Origin of the sequence: Treponema sp. OMZ 840 (assembly GCF_050937815.1) — a bacterium.
Classification (GTDB): Bacteria; Spirochaetota; Spirochaetia; order Treponematales; family Treponemataceae; genus Treponema_C.
On sequence record NZ_JACDIJ010000005.1, the window covers coordinates 1 to 19,018 of the forward strand.

At 41.3% G+C, this 19,018-nt stretch carries 22 protein-coding genes and 1 tRNA gene; 8 read left to right on the plus strand and 15 right to left on the minus strand.

The annotated features are described in order from the left end of the window. Positions 1 to 218: 218 nt before the first annotated feature. Both H0R92_RS08250 and H0R92_RS08255 read right to left on the minus strand, forming a co-directional pair. Entirely contained in the window at positions 219 to 944 is a 726-nt protein-coding gene (locus tag H0R92_RS08250) for an SH3 domain-containing protein (RefSeq protein WP_432963034.1), read from the minus strand. Positions 945 to 1,426: 482 nt separating this feature from the next. Then, positions 1,427 to 1,585: a hypothetical protein gene (locus tag H0R92_RS08255; RefSeq protein WP_432963037.1), complete on the minus strand. Its 159-nt coding sequence runs from the start codon at positions 1,583 to 1,585 to the stop codon at positions 1,427 to 1,429. Between the two features lie 332 nt (positions 1,586 to 1,917). Between H0R92_RS08255 and H0R92_RS08260 the strand changes: the two genes are divergently transcribed. The 5 genes from H0R92_RS08260 (at position 1,918) to H0R92_RS08280 (ending at position 4,215) form a co-directional block, all read left to right on the plus strand. After that, positions 1,918 to 2,253 carry a hypothetical protein gene (locus tag H0R92_RS08260; RefSeq protein WP_432963040.1) on the plus strand — a complete coding sequence of 112 codons (336 nt, stop codon included), beginning with the start codon at positions 1,918 to 1,920 and terminating at the stop codon, positions 2,251 to 2,253. Between the two features lie 41 nt (positions 2,254 to 2,294). Further along, entirely contained in the window at positions 2,295 to 3,326 is a 1,032-nt protein-coding gene (locus H0R92_RS08265) for a hypothetical protein (RefSeq protein ID WP_432963043.1), read from the plus strand. Between the two features lie 38 nt (positions 3,327 to 3,364). Then, on the plus strand, positions 3,365 to 3,640 hold the full coding sequence (locus H0R92_RS08270; RefSeq protein ID WP_432963046.1) for a hypothetical protein: 276 nt from the start codon (positions 3,365 to 3,367) through the stop codon (positions 3,638 to 3,640). 72 nt (positions 3,641 to 3,712) lie between these two features. Next, positions 3,713 to 3,955 carry a type II toxin-antitoxin system Phd/YefM family antitoxin gene (locus H0R92_RS08275; protein WP_432963049.1) on the plus strand — a complete coding sequence of 81 codons (243 nt, stop codon included), beginning with the start codon at positions 3,713 to 3,715 and terminating at the stop codon, positions 3,953 to 3,955. Further along, positions 3,955 to 4,215: a Txe/YoeB family addiction module toxin gene (locus H0R92_RS08280; RefSeq protein WP_432963052.1), complete on the plus strand. Its 261-nt coding sequence runs from the start codon at positions 3,955 to 3,957 to the stop codon at positions 4,213 to 4,215. The genes H0R92_RS08275 and H0R92_RS08280 overlap by 1 nt, the downstream gene beginning before the upstream one ends. A gap of 182 nt (positions 4,216 to 4,397) precedes the next feature. Here H0R92_RS08280 and H0R92_RS08285 read toward each other — a convergent pair whose 3' ends face one another. Beyond that, positions 4,398 to 5,051 carry a PTS sugar transporter subunit IIA gene (locus tag H0R92_RS08285; RefSeq protein WP_432963055.1) on the minus strand — a complete coding sequence of 218 codons (654 nt, stop codon included), beginning with the start codon at positions 5,049 to 5,051 and terminating at the stop codon, positions 4,398 to 4,400. A gap of 159 nt (positions 5,052 to 5,210) precedes the next feature. Between H0R92_RS08285 and H0R92_RS08290 the strand changes: the two genes are divergently transcribed. After that, complete coding sequence (locus H0R92_RS08290) at positions 5,211 to 6,278, plus strand: hypothetical protein (RefSeq protein WP_432963058.1); 1,068 nt, start codon at positions 5,211 to 5,213, stop codon at positions 6,276 to 6,278. Positions 6,279 to 6,296: 18 nt separating this feature from the next. Next, positions 6,297 to 7,166, plus strand: a complete 870-nt coding sequence (locus H0R92_RS08295; RefSeq protein ID WP_432963061.1) for a peptidoglycan DD-metalloendopeptidase family protein — start codon at positions 6,297 to 6,299, stop codon at positions 7,164 to 7,166. Between the two features lie 33 nt (positions 7,167 to 7,199). Here the strand turns inward: H0R92_RS08295 and H0R92_RS08300 are convergent, their stop codons facing one another. Genes H0R92_RS08300 through H0R92_RS08310 form a run of 3 tightly spaced genes read right to left on the minus strand, consistent with a single transcriptional unit; the run spans position 7,200 to position 10,296 of the window. Then, on the minus strand, positions 7,200 to 7,796 hold the full coding sequence (locus tag H0R92_RS08300) for an iron-sulfur cluster assembly scaffold protein (protein WP_432963064.1): 597 nt from the start codon (positions 7,794 to 7,796) through the stop codon (positions 7,200 to 7,202). A gap of 22 nt (positions 7,797 to 7,818) precedes the next feature. Continuing rightward, positions 7,819 to 8,979, minus strand: a complete 1,161-nt coding sequence (locus tag H0R92_RS08305) for a cysteine desulfurase family protein (RefSeq protein WP_432963067.1) — start codon at positions 8,977 to 8,979, stop codon at positions 7,819 to 7,821. Then, positions 8,980 to 10,296: an MnmA/TRMU family protein gene (locus H0R92_RS08310; RefSeq protein ID WP_432963070.1), complete on the minus strand. Its 1,317-nt coding sequence runs from the start codon at positions 10,294 to 10,296 to the stop codon at positions 8,980 to 8,982. Between the two features lie 114 nt (positions 10,297 to 10,410). On the opposite strand from H0R92_RS08310, the gene H0R92_RS08315 reads away from it, so the two are divergent. Further along, positions 10,411 to 10,496 (plus strand) — tRNA-Leu (locus tag H0R92_RS08315). A 79-nt stretch (positions 10,497 to 10,575) separates the two neighbouring features. On the opposite strand, the gene H0R92_RS08320 is transcribed toward H0R92_RS08315, so the two are convergent. Genes H0R92_RS08320 through ispH form a run of 9 tightly spaced genes read right to left on the minus strand, consistent with a single transcriptional unit; the run spans position 10,576 to position 18,981 of the window. After that, positions 10,576 to 12,561 carry an adenylate/guanylate cyclase domain-containing protein gene (locus H0R92_RS08320; protein WP_432963073.1) on the minus strand — a complete coding sequence of 662 codons (1,986 nt, stop codon included), beginning with the start codon at positions 12,559 to 12,561 and terminating at the stop codon, positions 10,576 to 10,578. After that, a complete protein-coding gene (locus H0R92_RS08325) occupies positions 12,548 to 14,515 on the minus strand; it encodes an adenylate/guanylate cyclase domain-containing protein (RefSeq protein ID WP_432963076.1) in 1,968 nt (655 codons plus the stop codon). The genes H0R92_RS08320 and H0R92_RS08325 overlap by 14 nt, the downstream gene beginning before the upstream one ends. A 5-nt stretch (positions 14,516 to 14,520) precedes the next feature. Beyond that, positions 14,521 to 14,973, minus strand: a complete 453-nt coding sequence (locus tag H0R92_RS08330; protein WP_432963079.1) for a hypothetical protein — start codon at positions 14,971 to 14,973, stop codon at positions 14,521 to 14,523. Then, positions 14,970 to 15,143, minus strand: coding sequence for a hypothetical protein (locus H0R92_RS08335; protein WP_432963082.1), 174 nt, complete (start codon positions 15,141 to 15,143; stop codon positions 14,970 to 14,972). The genes H0R92_RS08330 and H0R92_RS08335 overlap by 4 nt, the downstream gene beginning before the upstream one ends. After that, the gene (locus H0R92_RS08340) at positions 15,140 to 15,517 is read right to left on the minus strand and encodes a YraN family protein (RefSeq protein WP_432963085.1); all 378 of its coding nucleotides are present in this window, start codon (positions 15,515 to 15,517) and stop codon (positions 15,140 to 15,142) included. The genes H0R92_RS08335 and H0R92_RS08340 overlap by 4 nt, the downstream gene beginning before the upstream one ends. Then, positions 15,510 to 16,700: an HD-GYP domain-containing protein gene (locus H0R92_RS08345; protein ID WP_432963088.1), complete on the minus strand. Its 1,191-nt coding sequence runs from the start codon at positions 16,698 to 16,700 to the stop codon at positions 15,510 to 15,512. The genes H0R92_RS08340 and H0R92_RS08345 overlap by 8 nt, the downstream gene beginning before the upstream one ends. Next, positions 16,687 to 16,962, minus strand: coding sequence for an EscU/YscU/HrcU family type III secretion system export apparatus switch protein (locus tag H0R92_RS08350; RefSeq protein WP_432963091.1), 276 nt, complete (start codon positions 16,960 to 16,962; stop codon positions 16,687 to 16,689). The genes H0R92_RS08345 and H0R92_RS08350 overlap by 14 nt, the downstream gene beginning before the upstream one ends. Further along, positions 16,959 to 18,068: a hypothetical protein gene (locus tag H0R92_RS08355; RefSeq protein WP_432963094.1), complete on the minus strand. Its 1,110-nt coding sequence runs from the start codon at positions 18,066 to 18,068 to the stop codon at positions 16,959 to 16,961. Before H0R92_RS08355 ends, H0R92_RS08350 begins: the two co-directional genes overlap by 4 nt. 1 nt (position 18,069) lies before the next feature. Continuing rightward, positions 18,070 to 18,981 carry a 4-hydroxy-3-methylbut-2-enyl diphosphate reductase gene (gene ispH, locus H0R92_RS08360; protein ID WP_432963097.1) on the minus strand — a complete coding sequence of 304 codons (912 nt, stop codon included), beginning with the start codon at positions 18,979 to 18,981 and terminating at the stop codon, positions 18,070 to 18,072. Positions 18,982 to 19,018 lie beyond the last annotated feature (37 nt).

Consider the following 19,018-nt stretch of genomic DNA (forward strand, 5'->3'; position numbering starts at 1 on the left):
CCGGAAACGGCGCATATCGTAAAAATAAGCAATACAGAAATTATAGCAATTATTTTTTTCCCCTTCATAACGTTTCCTGCCGTCTTTAACTTATCTTCGGTATTAAAGTCGCCGAGAACTCCTTTCCCCTATTATACCACATACTTTACATAAACACTATGAAAAAATCCGTTACGCCGGGGAAAAACGAATAAAATACAGGAAGAATTTGCATCATTTTAGAAAGCTTGCGCGCCCTTGTCCGCTTCCCCTTCGTTACCCTCTTCTATGTCTAGATACTTGCCGTATACCCAGCCGTCGGGATAATTTTTTGATTCTACTTTGTACCAATACCACGTTTCATTATCAATTGTAAAGGCTTCCGCAGATTTATCTTTAATTACCACTTTGTAATTTTTATTCATATATCCCCATACATCGGCATTAAGGTTTGGCTCTGTTCGGATCCTTACTCTTGAATCATTGACAATTGCATTTATTTTTTCCATAGTTGATTCCGACGAAATCCGTATGAAGGGGCTTTCATTTTCAAAATAACCGGGCGGATCAAATTTTATGATAATTTTGTTTGTACCGACTTTTACAATTTCCATAGAACCTCTATATTCATCAAGCGGACGTGTATAAACAGTATCAAATATTATTTTTGATGAATTTTCTGCTTTCTTAAAAATCTTTTCATCATGCTCACTATGATAATTGAAAAATCCCTCTTGTTTTTTTTCGTCATATTTAATTATCAAACCGTCCGATTCAAAACATCCCGTTACGGTAAAACCGTATACGTCATGGTGAATATAATTACAATCGGTAATATCCGAAAAATAATCGGAATTGACCATCTTACGGTACTGACTTTCGGAAACCCAAAAACCGTTAATATCGAGTGCAGACAGCTGAATTACCGACAAAAGAAAAAGTAATATGTAATAAAGCGGCTTCACTCTCTACCTCACATATAAATCCACAGGAACTGTATTAAAGAAAGGGGTAACGGCATAACCGGGGTTATATCGTATTATCATAAATATCTCCTGCACCAAAATGGAATTCAAAACTGTGAAGTCTTTATTGTAAATTCAGTAGGCTGTGTCAAACAGGCTTTCCACATAATTGACTATAAATTATAGTTGTTTTTTATCAAGCGCACATTTTTAAAGACAGCCTGCCCGTAACTAAGCTGTCTTTTTTGTAGATCGGTCAGGCAGCCGGCCTTGAGCAGGACGGCACACAGTATCTGCTCGACGAAACAACCGCCCCGGTCGACCTCGGCCTTGTTCCTCAGAATATGAGCGACAGTACCAAGTGGTTCGGGATAGAAGGATTGGGAAGGTAATCAGTCCTCTTTAATAAGCAGTTCGTAGGCTTCGGCCGGCGTTTCAGCGGCTAAAAGGCCCGAGCGCAAATCGGCATTTATCGATATAAATTAACCGTCCTCATTTTGCAGCAATATGTCGAGTGATGTATTCAATACTTTTGCAAAAGCAGCAAGCTCTATATCCGTAACAAAACGCTTACCGCATTCTATGCGCTGAATGGCGTTTTTATCAAGATCTATACCGAAAAGCTGCATCTTATCCGCCAATGCACGTTGAGAAAGTACAGGCCTAAAAGCCTTTCTCAGCACGGAAATATTTTTCCCGGAAATATTATTTGTATTACCGTTTCGATTCTTATACATCTTTTTCTTGACATTTACTGATTGTCAATAATTAAAATATAGCTTACAATAGACTTAGAAATGACATCTACTAAATGTCATTTCTGCGGAAAAGATTGTTTACGTAAGATCAAAAGAGAATGAATATCGGAAAAGCCGAAATCGAGTTGATTCTCTTGACGGAGGAAAAGGGGTTAATCGGTAGGCACATATTTTATTCCGCTGCACAAGAATATTTATGTATAGGAGGCCGTAAAATGGCAAGTATTATTTTAGGAATAATAGGATTATTTTTTGTTTTGATAGGATTAATTCCATTGTTAGGTATTATGAATTGGCTGGGACTTCCCTTATTGGTTATCGGTTTGGCATTTGGAATTACGGGTATTGTGAAAAATAAAAGACGCGGTGCAAATATTGCCGGAACAATAATTTGCGGAATTTTTATGCTCATCGGTACGGTTAGACTTATAATAGGAGTTTCCATGATGACCGATGCTGCAAAAAAACTGCCGAATACAATTGAAAAACTGAACGACCTTTCCGAATCTTTGGATGACCTTTCCAAGTCATTGGATGATCTTGAAAAATAACCGGTATTCGATTCGAAAATTTATAATTTAGAGGAGGTTCTATGAAAAAATTTATCGGTTTAGTATGCATTTTTACAGTATGCACCGTTTTTTTTACCGGTTGTATGTCTTTTTTATTTGATGAAGCGCAAGATACCAGTGCTTCTCAAGCCGAAACAGATATTAAACAAGAAAAAGAAGATTCGTCTGAAAAATTCCTACGATTGCTTGCAGACGATTACCAACGCTTTACAAAGGAAAAAGAAACCAAGACGATTGAAGAATCTATTGAAATAACTTTCCAGCCTCAATCGATCACAAGTATCAAAGAAATTACAACAGAAAAATTGACTGAACCGGGCAAGCCCTATTATTTTAAAGTAAAAGCTCTCTATAAAGGTTATGATGCGGAAGCGAAAAGAGCGATTGTACGTGATCTAAATCGAAAGCAATCTTCTATAAGCGATACGGCATTTAAAGCTTCTTTTGGAGTTGATACGGACAGTTATCCTCTAGCTCTTGCTTCAGACGAAGTTTCAGACCTACCGCCGGAAGCAAATGCCGCTGCAACCTTTTATCTTGTTGCTGTCTTTGATGACAACAGCCGGGAAATTGCAAGCCTCATTATGTTTGTACGCGACATTGAAAAATCCGTTTTTAATCCGGCACATTTTATTCTTACAAGCGGTATGCGCTATATAACGGCAGAAGATGCCCATGTTCCTACAGGTGCGGATGCTATGGCTGCATATCTTTTCGGCGGCTCGACAGGAAATGCTCCCAATGATATATTTGACCCGACCGAATATCCTCTGACCGACTTAATGGATGCTCGTGCCGCTATGAACAAAAAAGATTTTTCAAATCAGCGTACTTTCCCAACAGTCAGAGTTAAGTATGTTTCCGAGGTGTTATTTTTAGGACAATCAAATACGGCAATCACCCTTTCCACAACGGACAATATTCTCACCGAAAAAATGTCGTTTACCGGACGGGCTTCTTCACTGAAAAAAGGAGAAAAGGTACGGGTATATTATACCATTGCCAAAGATCCGCTTGAAGAATGGGAAATACAGGCTATAGAACGGTTGTAGCGGAAAAGAGCGTATTCCTCAAAATTAGGCAAGCTTGTATGACATTAAGTGAAACAATTCAAGAAATAGTAAATTCATTTTCAGAGGGAGATTTGTTTGATTCTCATACAATAATCAATGAACTCATAACAAAATCCGAATATCACATTGCATATTTGAGAGAATATCCTGAAAATTGTTCAGTAAATCAATATCACGGTCAAATAGCAAAAATGATAGGTAATTTACAAAATGTAAAAGCATTTGGCAAAAAGGTAAAAACTCACACCATCTACGGTGATATATCTGAAAATGAATTATGGCAAATTGTGTAAGAGTAAATAAAAAAAAGGGTATTGTCAAAGCGTACGGTATATCGTACGCTTTATTTATATGGAGGTATTCACATGGCAGTAATGACAGCAACCGCTGCAAGATCGAATTTATATAATTTAATTGACCAAACAAAAGATTTCCACGAACCTATAATAATTTCCGGAAAAAGAAATAATGCCGTATTGATTTCTGAAGAGGATTGGAATTCAATTCAGGAAACTTTGTATTTATGTTCAATTCCGGGAATGAGAGAATCTATTCTTGAAGCAAGTAAAGAACCTTTGGAAGAAAGTGTGAAGAACCTTGAGTGGTAATGTGGAATGTAGTTTATTCAAAGCAGGCTGTAAAAGACAGTAAAAGAATTGAACAATCAAATTTAAAAGACACGGTTAAGAGATTAATTGAGGTATTAAAAAACGATCCTTTTCAGAATTCGCCGCCCTATGAAAAATTAGTAGGTGATTTGACGGGAAAATACTCGAGAAGAATCAATATTCAGCATCGGCTTGTGTATGAAGTTTTTGAAAAAGAAATGACAGTTCGTATTCAACGATTTATTTTGCAATTTCCTTAAAACACCTTGATGTATATCATGCTGGGCATTGTATATCTTTTTTTCACCGTTTGAAAAAGTTATAAGTAATTTATAATCATGCAAGCATTCCACTGCGACCGGAATAACCATATAAGTATCTCCTCGGTTTTATTGGAAAAAGTATATCACAAAAGTGTAATTTTTACAAATTGCACGAATCTTCAGTCTTCTTTTATAAGCAGTTCGTACGCTTCCTGTGCCGTTTTAACGGCCAAAAGTCCCGCACGTAAATCGGCGTTTTTAAGTTTTGAGCTGAAAAATGAAAGCGCCTGCAAATAATAGGCGTGCTGATTATAGGCTGCGGCAATCATAAACAAAAGGCGCACGGGCGCATCGTCTATCGTTTGAAAATCGATGATATCGACCTTGCTTATACCCACCGACATAACAAGGTCGGTTACCGAGGTTAAGCGCACGTGAGGAATCGCAATCGAGCGCCCGATAGCGGTAGACATCAATTCTTCGCGCTTTAAAATCTCGGAAGCAAGTTCTTCGCCGTGCTTTATTTGGGGCGCAGTACTTAAATTTTTTGCCAATTCAAGCAAAGCATCGTGTTTAGTTGAATGATTAAGAAAAACGATTCTGTCGGGAGATAAAATATTCTTTACTTGGATTCGATTTCCCGGCGAAACGTTTTTTGTTCCCGAAGACAAACGCTCATTTACCCATTTTTCAATTTCGGATTTTTTAAATCGCCATACGGTACCGATTTTACCGGAAGGAATTTCTCCTTTTTGTGCCCAATCGTATACCGTGCGTTCCGAAACCCGTAAGTATTTAGCTACTTCTTCAATTGTAAGAATATCATCATCCACCGGAAACTCCTTACACATTCAACTGATATATGTACATTATTTTGCATTGTTTACGTTTTTTTGTCAAGTATTACAGCCCCAAGAACACCGACTATGGAGATAAAAACGCACAAAGCGACTCTTGACTAGATTCAAAGCCTACTATACGATAGTTTTACAATGAAAATAAACGATAAGAGTTTTCCGCTTTTTCCGATTTTGCTGATATTCGTTATAGCCTACCTCTTTTTGGCGGTGCAGCCCTTGGAAAAAAAGCTTGATATAACCCCCTGCTGGACAATTTCCGTTAATAAAGAAGCGGAAAATACGGCATACACCGATAAAAAGCGTTTTCCGTTCAAATTGGGTACAAAAATCGGCTATTATACGGAGGACGGGGTAATAACGTCGTTTATTCCCGTCGATCGGCGTTCTTCCGTTTCCGCCGATTTTTGGACGGTATACGATCAAGATGCCGCTTATATCGACTTTTTTACTCCGGACGGACACAAAAGCGGTTCTTTCGATAAATCCGGCTTTCCTTTTTTTGATAATACCGGCATTTTTTTATTTCATCCGGGAGGAAGTTCGTTTTCAAAACATAACGGCAGCGGCGGCACCGAATGGGCATACGAAAACTATGTGCCGATAACGGCATTTTCTTCAAGCCGCGCCGGATGTGCGGCCGGGTTTGCAGACGGTAATATCATATGTTTTAATGAAAAAGGACAAATTACCGGCGATTTTTATCCGGGAGGCAGCAATACGCAGGTTATTTTCGGTGCCGCGCTTTCGCAAAGCGGAACATATTGCGCTTGTCTTTCGGGCTTAAATCCGCAAAGAATTGTTATTGCCGAACTTGCCGGCGGTAAAACAAAAATAATATATCATGATTATCTAAAAGACAACCTCAGAGAACAAACCCTTGTCCGCTTCAGCAGTGACGATAAATACGCTTTTTTTAACGGTAAATCGGGCTTGATAAGCGTACTTCTAAAAGAAAAAGAAGCTTTTTTTATGCCGTTTTCGGGTAAAGTGCTATCCATAAGCGAATTCGGAAGTAAGGATATTTTTTTTGTACTCAGCAAAGACGCCGATATGTACACCGTTACGATTTTGTGCGAAGGAAAGTATAATAAGGGAGCTTTTTCGTTTAAAGCCGAAAATGCTTTTTTATATGCGGAAAACGGCAATATATATGTGGGCTGCAACGACCGCATATCAAAAATGACGCTCAGTTTCGATTAGGCTGAAAAAGGGGCTTACATGAAAAAACACACTGTACATAAATACAAATCGGTTTTTGTTTTTGCTGCGGTTTTATTGTATATAATTCCGCTGTATGCGTTTAATTGGCCCCAGCTTGCGGATAATATTGCCGTTTTTTTTACCCAAAAACACGCAGATACCTTTAACCGCGGCTTAATATTCAACAAACCCGGCGAAGTTAAAGCGGCGGATAAGGGCGATATTTTAATAACACTAAAATCGGATATTGAGGCTGCCGGATGGTTTCCCTCAACCTTGGGCAATGCGGTTATTATAAGTCACAAAAATCATATACTTACAGTATATGGGGGCTTAGAAAAAAATTCCGCCGATGACGGAAGCGGCAGCGTGGAAGCCGAAGCGCTTATAGGTATAAGCGGGAATTCGGGATGGAAACAAGGCGAAGAAAGTTTACAATTTCAAGTTATAGATACAAAAATAAAGGCGGCAATAAATCCGCTTATCCTTATGAATTCCGCAGCCGCAGCAAAACCCTTTAGTATAAAAAATATACGAATAAAGAAAAAAAACGACAATCCGATTACTTTAACAAACGGTATGCATATCAACGGAGGAACTTACACGGTATTTACCGATATCGTTCCGGGAACTATGCCGTACACAACAGGGGTGTCGGTAAACGGAAATCTTATAGAAAAAACCGATTATACGGCTTTAAAAACGTATTTGGGTACATTATGCATACAGGGCGACAAACATTATGATCTTCCGACCCTGTATCCGGATACAAAAACGTTGCGTTTAGCCGAAATCGTTTTATCAAAGGGAAAAAACACCATAGACATATCGGTAAAAGACATCGGAATGAAAGAAACGTCGTTTCATATCAATATCAACGTTTTTTAGCTAAGCGGCAAAACGCTTTTTATTCCCCGTATATTATTCTCCGTATAAATGAGAGAACTCATGCATTTTTTCCATCGCACGCTCTTTGCATTTTCCGCATCCGGTACCTATTTTGGTGCGGGCCTGCAAATCTTCCCAAGTTCTATCTCCGGCTTTATAGGCTTCTTCCAAGTCGCGGTCGGTAACATTTAAACAATGGCAGATAACAACCGTATGCTCTTGTCCCTTAAAAGACGGGCGTCCCTGTTTTTGCAAATAATCGTCGATAGCGGAACGTAACGCTTTATCGCCTAAAACCGAACAGTGAATTTTATTTGCGGGAAGACCGCCCAATTTTGAAACGATATCTTCCGGCCGTAACTTATATGCATCGGCAATATTCATTCCCTTTATCGATTCGGACAAAATCGAAGTTGAAGCGATAGCACTGGCACAACCGTAGGTTTTCCACCTGACATCGGTAATAACATCGTCTTTTATACGAAGCAATACCAACATTTGGTCCCCGCACTGTATATTTCCCACAATTCCTCTGCCGTCGCAGGGCCATTTCGATTCTTCTTCCATCAATACATTTTTAGGATGCATAAAATGATCTTTTACCGTATCCGAATATAACCATTCATTCATAATTACTCTACCTCACAGCGCTTTATGCCACCGTTGACATTTTGCGTAATGTATCTATAACAGCGGGCATCTTATCCAAAAGATACTCCACTTCTTCTTTTGTGCTGTCCATTCCCAAACTGAACCGAATCGATCCGTGTGCAAGTTCGGGCCCCATTCCCGTAGCTACAAGAACATGAGAAGGTTCCAAACTGCCCGACGCACAAGCCGAACCCGTTGAAACGGCAATTCCCAATAAGTCCAAGTGTAAAAGAATAGCCTCCCCTTCGGCACCGGGGAAAGAAACGTCAAGCGTATTCGGCAGCACCCGTTCGGGATGTCCGTTTATTTTTATATTGGGGATACGCTTTAAAAAACCGTCGCGCAGCAAAAGACGCAGTTCTCCGGTTTTCCGTGCATAGGTATCGATATTTTCCAAAGCTTTTTGTGCCGCCAAACCGAAAGCGGCAATAGCCGGCGTATTATATGTGCCGGCACGTAATCCGTGTTCTTGATGACCGCCGCGGATAAGCGGTTCCAAAGGCGCGCCTTTTTTTACATATAAGGCGCCTATCCCCTTCGGCCCGTAAATTTTATGAGCGGAAATCGTTGCATAATCGACATCCCATGCGGTAACATCGACGGGAATCTTCCCGCAAGCTTGAACCATATCGGTATGAAAAAGAGAACCGGCTTTATGGGCAAGGGCGGCTAAAGCGGGAATATCCTGTATTGTGCCGATCTCATTATTTGCCGTCATAACGGAAACAAAAAGCGGTTTTTTTTCAAGGGCGGCTTTATAGGCCGCATTATCTACAATACCGTCCGAATCGACGGGTAAAAATAATACGTCAAAACCTTTTTTTTGCAGTATGCGCGCGGATTCCAATACACAGGGATGTTCTATGGAAGTTGTAACGATAAATTTATTGTTACGTTTTATCGACTCTGAAATCATAGTATTAAAAACCGTATTATTCGATTCGGAACCGCCGGAAGTAAATAAAATATCCGAAGCGTCTTCGGCATTAATCAATTGTGCTATTTGACTGCGGGCCGTTTTAACGGTTTCGGCAGAATGTCTCCCGTCCTCATGCAAACTTGACGCATTTGCGTATTCGGTAAGTTTATCCGTATAAAAAGCAAGCACTTCTTTAGAAAGAGGTGTCGTCGCATTATAATCAAAATATATCCGTTTTGACATCTATATTGCCCGGGTTATAATCCCGCCTCCTAATATGAGCTGATTTAAATATACTACTGCGGACTGCCCCGGGGCAACAGCTCTTTGCGGTTTTTCAAAAAAAATTTTATATTTTCCCGCATCCGAAGGGACAATACGCGCACGGCAGGGAGGAGAAGCCAAGCGTATTTTTACCGTAGCGTTGAATTCGACAGCAGGAGCATAATCACCCGTCCACACCCAAGAATCCGCTTCAAGTCCGCAAGACACCAGATTGTCTTCATCGGCTAAAACAATACGGTTGCGATCGGCATCGATGGATCGAACATATAAGGGGCGGTTAGCGCTGACGCCGAGACCGCGCCTTTGTCCTATCGTATAATGCTCTATTCCCCGGTGTTCCCCTATTTTTTTACCCTCCGTATCGACAATATCGCCGCAAACGGATGCTTGATCCGAAAATATAATATCAAAATATTCGGGAGGTATAAAATCCTGACTTTCACTGCGCGCGGCCGCTGTCAAACCGTGTTCCCGGGCATATTCGAAAATCTCTTTTTTCGTAAAGCCGCTGAGAGGAAAGCGCACCTTTTCAAAAACCTTTGAAGAAACCCGGTGCAAAAAATAGGTTTGATCTTTACCGGCATCTTTTGCGGCCGCTACCATAACGGGAAAACTCGCGCCCGAAAAGGCTTCCGTTGTTTTAGACCCGCCGAGTGCATCCGCCTCAAGCGCATCCGATTTAAGTTCGGCCGCAGCAGGTTTATCAGATTTAAGTTCGGCCGCGCCAGGTCCTGCCGTTCCGGATGTATCCATTTGCCGCTCGACGGCCGCCAAGCAATACATCCGTTCTATAGGAATAAGAGGGCGCACCAAAGAAGCATAGTGTCCCGTACAAAAATAATCAAAATCAATATTTAAAATGCGGCAGCCTTCTATGAGAGCACCGAATTTTACATGTTCATTGCAATGAACACAGGGATTCGGCGTACGGCCGCTTCTGTACTCTCTTTTAAAATAGTCCAAAACAAAAGATTTATACGCTTGGCGTACATCTATCACATAATGCCGTATACCCTGTGCCGCACAAAATTCGGCACACTGAGCTATATCGATAGCCTCGTCGGAACCGTAACAAGACATCCGTATACCGTCTTTTGCCGGCGGCAAGGGTACATCATTGTTCCAACTGGACATGGTAACACCGACAACCGTACAGCCCCTTTCTTTAAGCAAAAGGGCCGTAACGGCCGAATCGACACCGCCCGATAGGCCTACCGCAACAATACTGCCCTTTTCAGGCCACTGCAAATTTTTTGTCGGTATATGCAAGTCCATGATATAAGTATATCTTTTTTTTGTTTTCATGGGAAGAAGCTTTTTTAAAACAAAAACGGATTGACAGCCCCCGAAGTTTTCTGATACTATATACGGGTTACGAAGACCGTTTTTGCCGGGATGGTGGAATAGGTAGACACAAGGGACTTAAAATCCCTCGGCATTTAAACGCCGTGCCGGTTCAATTCCGGTTCCCGGCAAAAAGGCTGCTGAAAAAGAAATGCTTTTTCGGCAGCCTTTTTTTTGCATTTAAGGAATTTCGATTAAAAAAATCTCTGTTTAAGAAATTGCGATTTCAGGAATCTCGAGAGCAAATACTTCTTCTTCCAAGGGTTGCCGTAAGCGCCCCGTATTTATTTTTACGAATTTAAATTCTTGGGAAGCTTTTCCGTTTCCGGCTTTTTTTAAAACCGCACCTGAAACCAATACCTTTTCTCCGTATAATTTGGTTAAAGATTCCAAACGCATTACCGTATCGACGGCCTCCGATACCGCTATTTGCGATAAGCGTTCGGCCGATCCTGTAGTACCGAGAACAACCTTCCCGTAATGAATACCTATACCGATACGCAGTGAAATTGGTTTGCCGGTTTTTAAACTTTGCATTTTTTGCTGCATTTCAACGGCACACTGAAAAATATTGGACCTGTTGTCCGGAAAAACGGCAACTATACAATCGCCCAAATACTTTTCAATAAAGCCTCCGTGCGTACGGATAAGGGGGGCTATATTGGTCAAACAGGTATTAAGCAAATCAAACACTTCTTTACAACCGAGTTGTTCGGATATGGGGGTAAAATTGCGGATATCCGCACAAAGCAGCGTTACGTCCCGCATTGTATAATCGCCCATTTCGACATCGGTGATATTTCCTTTTTTTAAAAGCTGTAAAAATTCTTGAGGCACAAAGCGCATATAAGACATATTTATTTTTTGCAAATTTCCGGACAATAATTCTATCGCCGCAGAAGCTTTTTCATGCCTGATTGCCGTAATAAGCGATTGAAAAAATACAAAAACGATAAACGAATACGATACCAGCCTTAAATCGGGAAAGGGAACACGCATCATTTGAAGAGCCAATATATCGTGTAAGGTACCCAAGCCGGTTACCGCAATGCTGAGAACGGTTAAAAGGAATATTTCAAAACTGTTTTGGCGCAATTCCATAAATAAAACAACCAACACAATTGTTGCGCTTATCAATAAATATGTCAAACAGGGAACGACAAGATAATTGGCCCAGCGCAAAGGCAAAGACCATACGGCGACACCTAAAAATATACCTATATAAATCACAAGTTTAACTATAAGATTTTTTTTCGAATTGCTTTTTAAATCGATATTATATAAAAATACCAAATAAAGCATAAAGCATACCGGTGCCATAAAAACAACGCTATATTCTATTTTCATATCGAAGCCGTACGGAAATGCGGGCAAATAATACAGCAATAACGAAAAATCCGCCGACACGCTTCTTAAAAATATCGAAAACGCAAATAACGAAAAATAAAAACTCGGCCAATCGTATTTTCTGAATAAAAACAAAAAAAGGTGATACAGCATAATGCTGAGCAAGGCGCCGGCATAAAAGAAGTTAAAGTTAAGCGTTAAAAAAAACCAATGCCGCACGTGAGTTTCTTCGGCAAACGTTATTTCGCTCCACAAACCGCCCTTCCGGTAAATACTGTTCGAACAATGGAACACCAAATCGATAACGCCTTGACTGTCCGATTCGAGTACTGCAATATCCATAGAACGCATTGCACGGGTTTGGCTGTAATTTTCCGAAGCGGTACCTTGGGAAAACACAAGATCTCCGTTACAATACAATTTTGCAGCCGTTCCGACCTTGTCAAACATAAACATTGCGTATCTGAAATTCGGTTTTAGATTCGTAAGCTTTATATGGTAGCTTGCACAACCCTTGCCGCGTTTTGCAATCGGATCGTTTATAAACGTATTCCATACCGACGGAACTTTAACAAAGGCGTCCGCTTCAGGGCTTTGTGCCGGTGCGGCGTCAAGCGAGTAAAAATCATGCGGGTCTACAAACCTATTCCAATAGAATTCCCATAAACCGGATAATTTGATAAAAGAGTTTTCGAGTTTGTCGGGATTTTCAATATGTATGTATCCGGCGGATAAAACGGGAATGTCCGTGCGTGCGGCGGCACCGACCGGAACGGTATATACGGCCGTTAATAATATACACAAAAACAACACGGAGCCGAAAGCGGTACGGATTTTATATCGTTTCATATGTTTGCTCCTTGTCCGCCCCGATATGAACAGTTCGTTTGATTTTTTGTGCAAGTTTTTCACGAAAAGGTTCCAGAGGAAGGCACTTGAAAAGCGAAACCAATTTTACCCTGCCCTTTATATGAATGTTGCCTAAGGGAATTAAAGCAATATCGGGATTTTTTGCCAAATCGGATTTTTCGACCGCTTCAAGCGAAACCAAAACGGGCGATTTTAATTTTTCGGCGACGCTTTCTATACGCGCTGCGGTGTTCACCGCATCCGATATAACCGTATCGTCCAAACGTGAAATTTCGCCTATAGTTCCTAAAATCATTCTGCCGTAGTGTATTCCCATTGCAACGGAAACGGGCGGTCTGCCGGCAGAACGGCGTATTTCGTTGAGTTTATCTATGCGCTCCTGTATTTCAAAGCTGCAATTAACGGCATCCTGCGTACCGGAAGGAAATAAAGCTATTATTCCGCGGCTGAGAAATTTACTTACAAAACCCTTATATTGCGGCATAAGCAAAGACACTACCATCGAAAAAGTGCTGAAAATATCGTATTGTTCTTCCAAGGATATTTCTTCCCCGTCCGATTTGATGTAAATTTGCGAAAACAAAATGCCCATATCCCGCTGAACATAATCGCCCAAAGCAACATCGGTTATGTTTTTTTTATTTAAAAGATCCAAAAATTCGCGCGGTACAAAGCGTACATATGCATCGTTCAGTTTTTTCAGCTTATGTATAAGTACAACCCTGTCCGAAAACAAAGAGGTTTCTTGGGCGGCAAGAGTAAAAAACTGTACGATAGCAAGAATTAAAAAAGCCAAAGGAATAAAACTGTATACAAGCGTTCCGTGTATGGAAAGATACGCAATTTCGTACAATACGGCAAGGGCGACGACAAACAAAGATACGGAATACATAAATACACGTTTTTCTTTTTTTAAAAACGCAATAATAAGCAAAATTCCGCAATACAGAGCGCCTAAAACGGTTCCTATTTCAAAAAGCGGTACCATTCTGTTGACTATCGAAATAGGCAAAACAATCGAAAGAACGCCGAGCGTAAGTTGAAAAATGCCGTATGCATACTTTAATCGCTTGGCAGGTGCCCACGTAAACATTGAATATAAAAAATACAAAAAAGCGGTCGGCGCAAGCCATAAAACGGAATACTCAAGCTTAAACGCCAGTGCATACGGAAAATTTTCAAAAATTAAACTGGCTATGTTAAAACCGGTTATACTCATGCGGATCGCAAGGGAAAACAAAAAAAGTCCCAAATATAGAGAATTATGTTTTTTGACGTTTAAAGCAAATATTGTAAAACAAACGATAACCAAAAATAAAAGCATTGCGCAGATAAAAAAAGTAATGCCCGCGCTTGTATTGTAATAACGGTATACAACATTTTGTTTACCGAAGTATACGGGAGTCCAAAGTCCTCCCTTGCGGTATGTCCAATTCGCCACTTGTATAACAAGTTCCGCCTCGCCCCGGTTTGATGCGGTAAATTCCGCATACATCGGTTTGTATGCGGGTTTAAAATTTTCCTCGGAAGCGGACACCTGCCCTGCCGAAACAATTTGCTTTCCATCGACATATATTACACAAGAAGCCGACGGCGTATATTTCATATAAAAGGCATAGCGGATTCCGGGCTGTATACCCTGCAATAAAAGCCGGTATGTGGCATAACCGTAAGCGGTTTTTTCGCCTTTAAATTCGGAATACTGCTTATTCCAGTTTGACGGAACGGCAGCTTTAAGCGGTGAAGAGGGATTTTGCTCCGTTTGCAAACTCGTAAACAGGAAATCGAAGTAAATGTCAAAATCGGTGTTTAAAGCAATAACGGAGGAAGCTTTTTCCGCATCGACATAAAAAGATGCAGGCGGCGTTTGGGCAAAACAGGTGAAAACAAACAAAAGAAACAAATAAAAAAAACTTTTCTTTATTTTTTCCATACACATCATTTTATACTGCTGTATAAATCGGCAATATCGGAGCGCCACGAATATTTTTTATCACGAGGTTCCCATTCTATAATACGTTCGATTGTAAAATGCGAAAGATCCGAAGGAGTTTTAAAAGAGATGACGGCAAAACGTCCCTGTCCTATATATGAAATGCTTCGGTTTTTTTCCAAATTTTCATGCTCGTTAAGATAGTTAAGCACACAATCGAAGTGTACCGGTTCCCCTGTTGTTTTATCCGCCAACGCCGACATAAAATCCTTTACCGGCTTATTGCACAAAGAACACTGCACCGGTTCCGGCGCATAGGGAGGTAAATATTCCGCTTCGGGTATACGTGCCGAAGATGCGGAAACGGAATTGTCTTTTTTTGCCGTATCTTTGCGGCGTTTATTATTCCGTCTTCTTTTTTCGTTTTTATGCTGTTTTTCTTCTTTTACGTTATTCATAATATCACTTCTTTAAAACGGCAGGGTTTTCCGGCAATTTCACGGCTTAAAACCAAGGCTATGCGCTGCACCGCATTATCGACATAAGCAGTGTCGTTAATTTTGCGGCGGATTTCCAATATTTTAAGCGGAATATTTTCAGCCGCAGCGTTTTTTGCAGAAACCGTCATACACACTCCGAAAAAGCGTTTTTTATATGATATACCGGAGGATAATAGGGTACATCAATAATAAGCACATCAAATCTGATATAGCTGTTATTATATTGTCGATTCTCCAGCAAAAAACATTTAGCCGTTTCGATTATTTTTTTTTGTTTTATACTGCCGAGTACACGTTCAAGAGTATCAATCGGAGAACAAGACAGTGCTTTAACTTCGGCAAAAACAAGTACGCCGTCTTTTTCAGCTATAATATCGATTTCACCTCTGCGGGTACGCCAATTACGGTATAAAACGGTATATCCGTGTTCCTTAAGGTAATCTTCTGCCTTTTTTTCTCCTTTTTTCCCCTTTTGAATTGTATTATCCGATTTATCAGCCACCGGCCATTTCACTTTCCGGATGTATTGCCCGGACAATAAAAACCGTTTTTTGAACATTTAAATCTATTAATTGTCCCACCTTATCCTCTTTTGCTCCGTTCGATAAAATAATCTGTACGGAGGGAACAAAGGGGGCTTCGGCGTTATTACACACAACTTGTGCAATCGACGAATCGTTGAGCAAAACAAAGGTACCCGGCGGATATAAGCCTATGGAACGGACAAAGGCTTTAAGCACGGAAGAATCGAAATATTTTTCTTTTGCATCCAAAAGCTTTTTTGCGGCATCGTAGGCAAGCAAACCGCCGCCTTCGGGCTTTTTTGAAATCATATTGTAAAAAGCGTCGCATACGATTAAAAGGCGGGCGCCGATGTCTATGTCTTCTCCCCTGCGGCCGTCGGGAAAACCCGTTCCGTCCCAATGTTCATGGCGCTGCATAAGAATAACGATAACTTCGCGCGGATACATTAAAACATCCGAAGCAAAAACCGTTGTTTTTTGCAACTGTGTTTTTAGCTGCACGTCTTCAATCAATCCGAATTGCCCGCTTTTACCCAAAGCGGGATCGGAAATATGCATCATATCGAGATGGTGCAGCAAAGCCGCCGTTATACTGTGTATGATAGTCGGCTGAGGCAGCGATAAAGCGGACCCCACAACCGTAACCAGAATGGCGGTATCCAAAGCCGCTCCCGGATAAAAGGAACTTTTTTCAATTTTACAAAAAACACAATTAAGTGCAAAATCCCTGTCTTCGTTTACGAGCTTGTATACCGATTTTACGATTTCGTCAAACAGCGATTTATCGACCTTGTCCTCGTCTTTGTAATTCATATAAATCCGCTGCATACTTTTTAAAGCTTTCGAATACGATTGCCATAAAGAAACATCGGTCATTTTTTTACGTATAATGTTGGAAAGGGAAGAATTTCCCGAATCGGCAGGTTCAAGTTCTTCCAGCATTTCCAACTCTTCAACATCATCCGATTCCGCACTTTGATCTTGCGAACATTCTTTACCGTAAGTTATGACATAGGGTATTTTCCAACGCGTAAGAACGTTTAAATGAAAAGGTGTAACAGGCCTTTTTTCACCCAAAAACATATTTTTTCCGTCATCAAAAAAAACGGGAGCGGAAAATCGCATACCTTCTTTTAATGATTCGCTTTTAATCGTTTCCATACGCTTCATTCTCTTTTAAAAAACAAAATACCGCCGCGAGAATTTGATATGTTTCCTGCGGAATATAGCTGCCTATCTCTTGCAGCGAAAGTATTTGTGCCGTTTCAGGCTCCGCAACCAAGGGAACCCCCGATTCTTTTGCCGTCCGTATTATGGCATCGGCAAGCCGCCCCCTTCCTTTACAAGCAATAAAGGGCGCCGGAAACCCTTCCGGGTAGCGTAAAGCTACGGCGGTTTTCCGAAAATCGTTACGTTTACTCATGCGCGGGCCTCGACAAATGAAAGATCCGGCATACCGGTAAAGCCTCCCGAATCAAACAAATCCTGTCGATAACAAACCTCCGTTTCCGCAATTGCCGACAGCAATTCGTTTAATAAACGGTTAAGCCGTGCCGTTTTTGATTCCGACACGGCAGGACTTATGCAATAGTCAATATGTATACCTAATTTCTCTTTTTGATTTGTTTGATGTTTAAAGTATAGCATGAAAAGATAATTCGTAATAGGTGTAAACGCCGAAATCACCGCTTTTTCAGCTTTTTTTTGTTCAAGGTTTAAAAAAACTCTAATAACTCCACTAAAAACCTTATCTCCAATACAATATTCAAAGGGAAGAAATATCCAATGTTTTTCGGAGGTTTTGGTGTGATTCAAAAACGATAGCAGTCCCGGCGGCAAAGACACAATATGTTCGGGTTTTTCATACAAATGCGATACGATAGTGTTTTCGATATCGGACAAAGAAAAAGCCGAAAATTCGTGCAAAAACTCGCCGCCCTTATTGTTTGTATCGTCGCCGCAAGTTCCGTAAAGCAAAGACAAAACATACATAATACTTTTTTCATCCGGCTCTATTCCTTTTTGCAGCAAAAATAAAGCGGCTTCGGCGGCATCGTCTTCATATCCTTTAAAACGCTTTGCAAGAGAACGCGCTTTTAAAGCAAAGCGGCTATTAAACTGTACGCCGTTTTCTTGGAAAAACTGAACCAAGCGAAAAGACAGGCTGTCGGCGGGCAAACCGAGCTGCTGCAAAAAGGAAAAAAGTTTACCCGAACTGTCGGCATTCAGTGATGAAAACCGCTTTACCGAATTGCCGGCCGAATCGGAAAACGCAGGTTCCCGCCGGGGCACAAGCAAAATACGGCCGTTTTCCATGCGCACATCGGCGCGGAAAGAAGTTCCCGGAGGTAAAGCGCTGCGTGAAAAAACGCTAAAGCGCTGCCCCGCAAAGGATACCGTATAACGCCCGCTTCCTTCGAATGCAAGAACACGAACAAATACAGTGCTCCCTTCCGTTAGGGTTTTCGAACCTGCTTGCGAAAACGAAACGACGGGAATTGACGAAGGCGGTCCTTGTAAAAAACTCATATCAGGCTTCTTTTAACATTTCGGTTTTTTTTAACAAGCGGTTTTCGACGCCCCGAATAACCGCATCCGGAGTGGATGCTCCGGCTGTAATGCCGACGGTTTGTAAATTAAAAAAATCCGCCGGAATATCGGCGGCGCTTTCGATATGGGCCGCATAAGGGCATAAACGCAGAGCGCTTTGAAACAAACGTTTGGTATTTGCCGAGTTTTTTCCTCCGACAACAAGAATTCCGTCAACCTGTCCGGACAGTTCCCGCAAAGCTTTTTGCCGCTCATGCGTTGCCGGACATATCGTATCGAATACCCGTATATCCGGATGTACGCCGCACAGTATTGCACGTATCTTCTCATATTCGTCGGTGCTCACGGTTGTTTGACTTACCAATGCGGTTTTTGCACCCGCAAAACCGCTGCTGCGGCTGAGAACGAGCGCTTCATGTTCGTTATGTACAATAACGCATTCGGCTCCCGCATGAACAGCTTCGCCCCAGAGAGCGGTAACTTCGCCGTGGCTTTTGTCGCCCGCTATAATTATTTTGTATTTTTGTACGGCGCAATTAAAAACTTTTTTTTGATTTGCAAGTACGCGCGGGCACGTCGCATCGACAATGACAATGCCGGCAGCGTGCAGTTTTTCACGTATATCGGGAGCTGCCCCGTGAGCGCGGATAATAACGACGGATTTTTTTGCTTTATGTTCGGATTCCGCACAAAGATGTTCCAATGCGGTTTCATCAAGAACGGTAAGCCCCAAGGAGGCTAAGTACGCAAGCGCATCTTCATTATGTATAAGAGGGCCGATACTGTACACATCCGAATCGGCATATTTTTTTAAAGTGTCTTCGGCAAGCTTCACGGCACGGCGCACTCCCATACAATAACCGAGTACCGAAGCGCGTATAATCCTACTCATAGTCAAACTATAGCAAAAATACCGTCTTTATGCTACA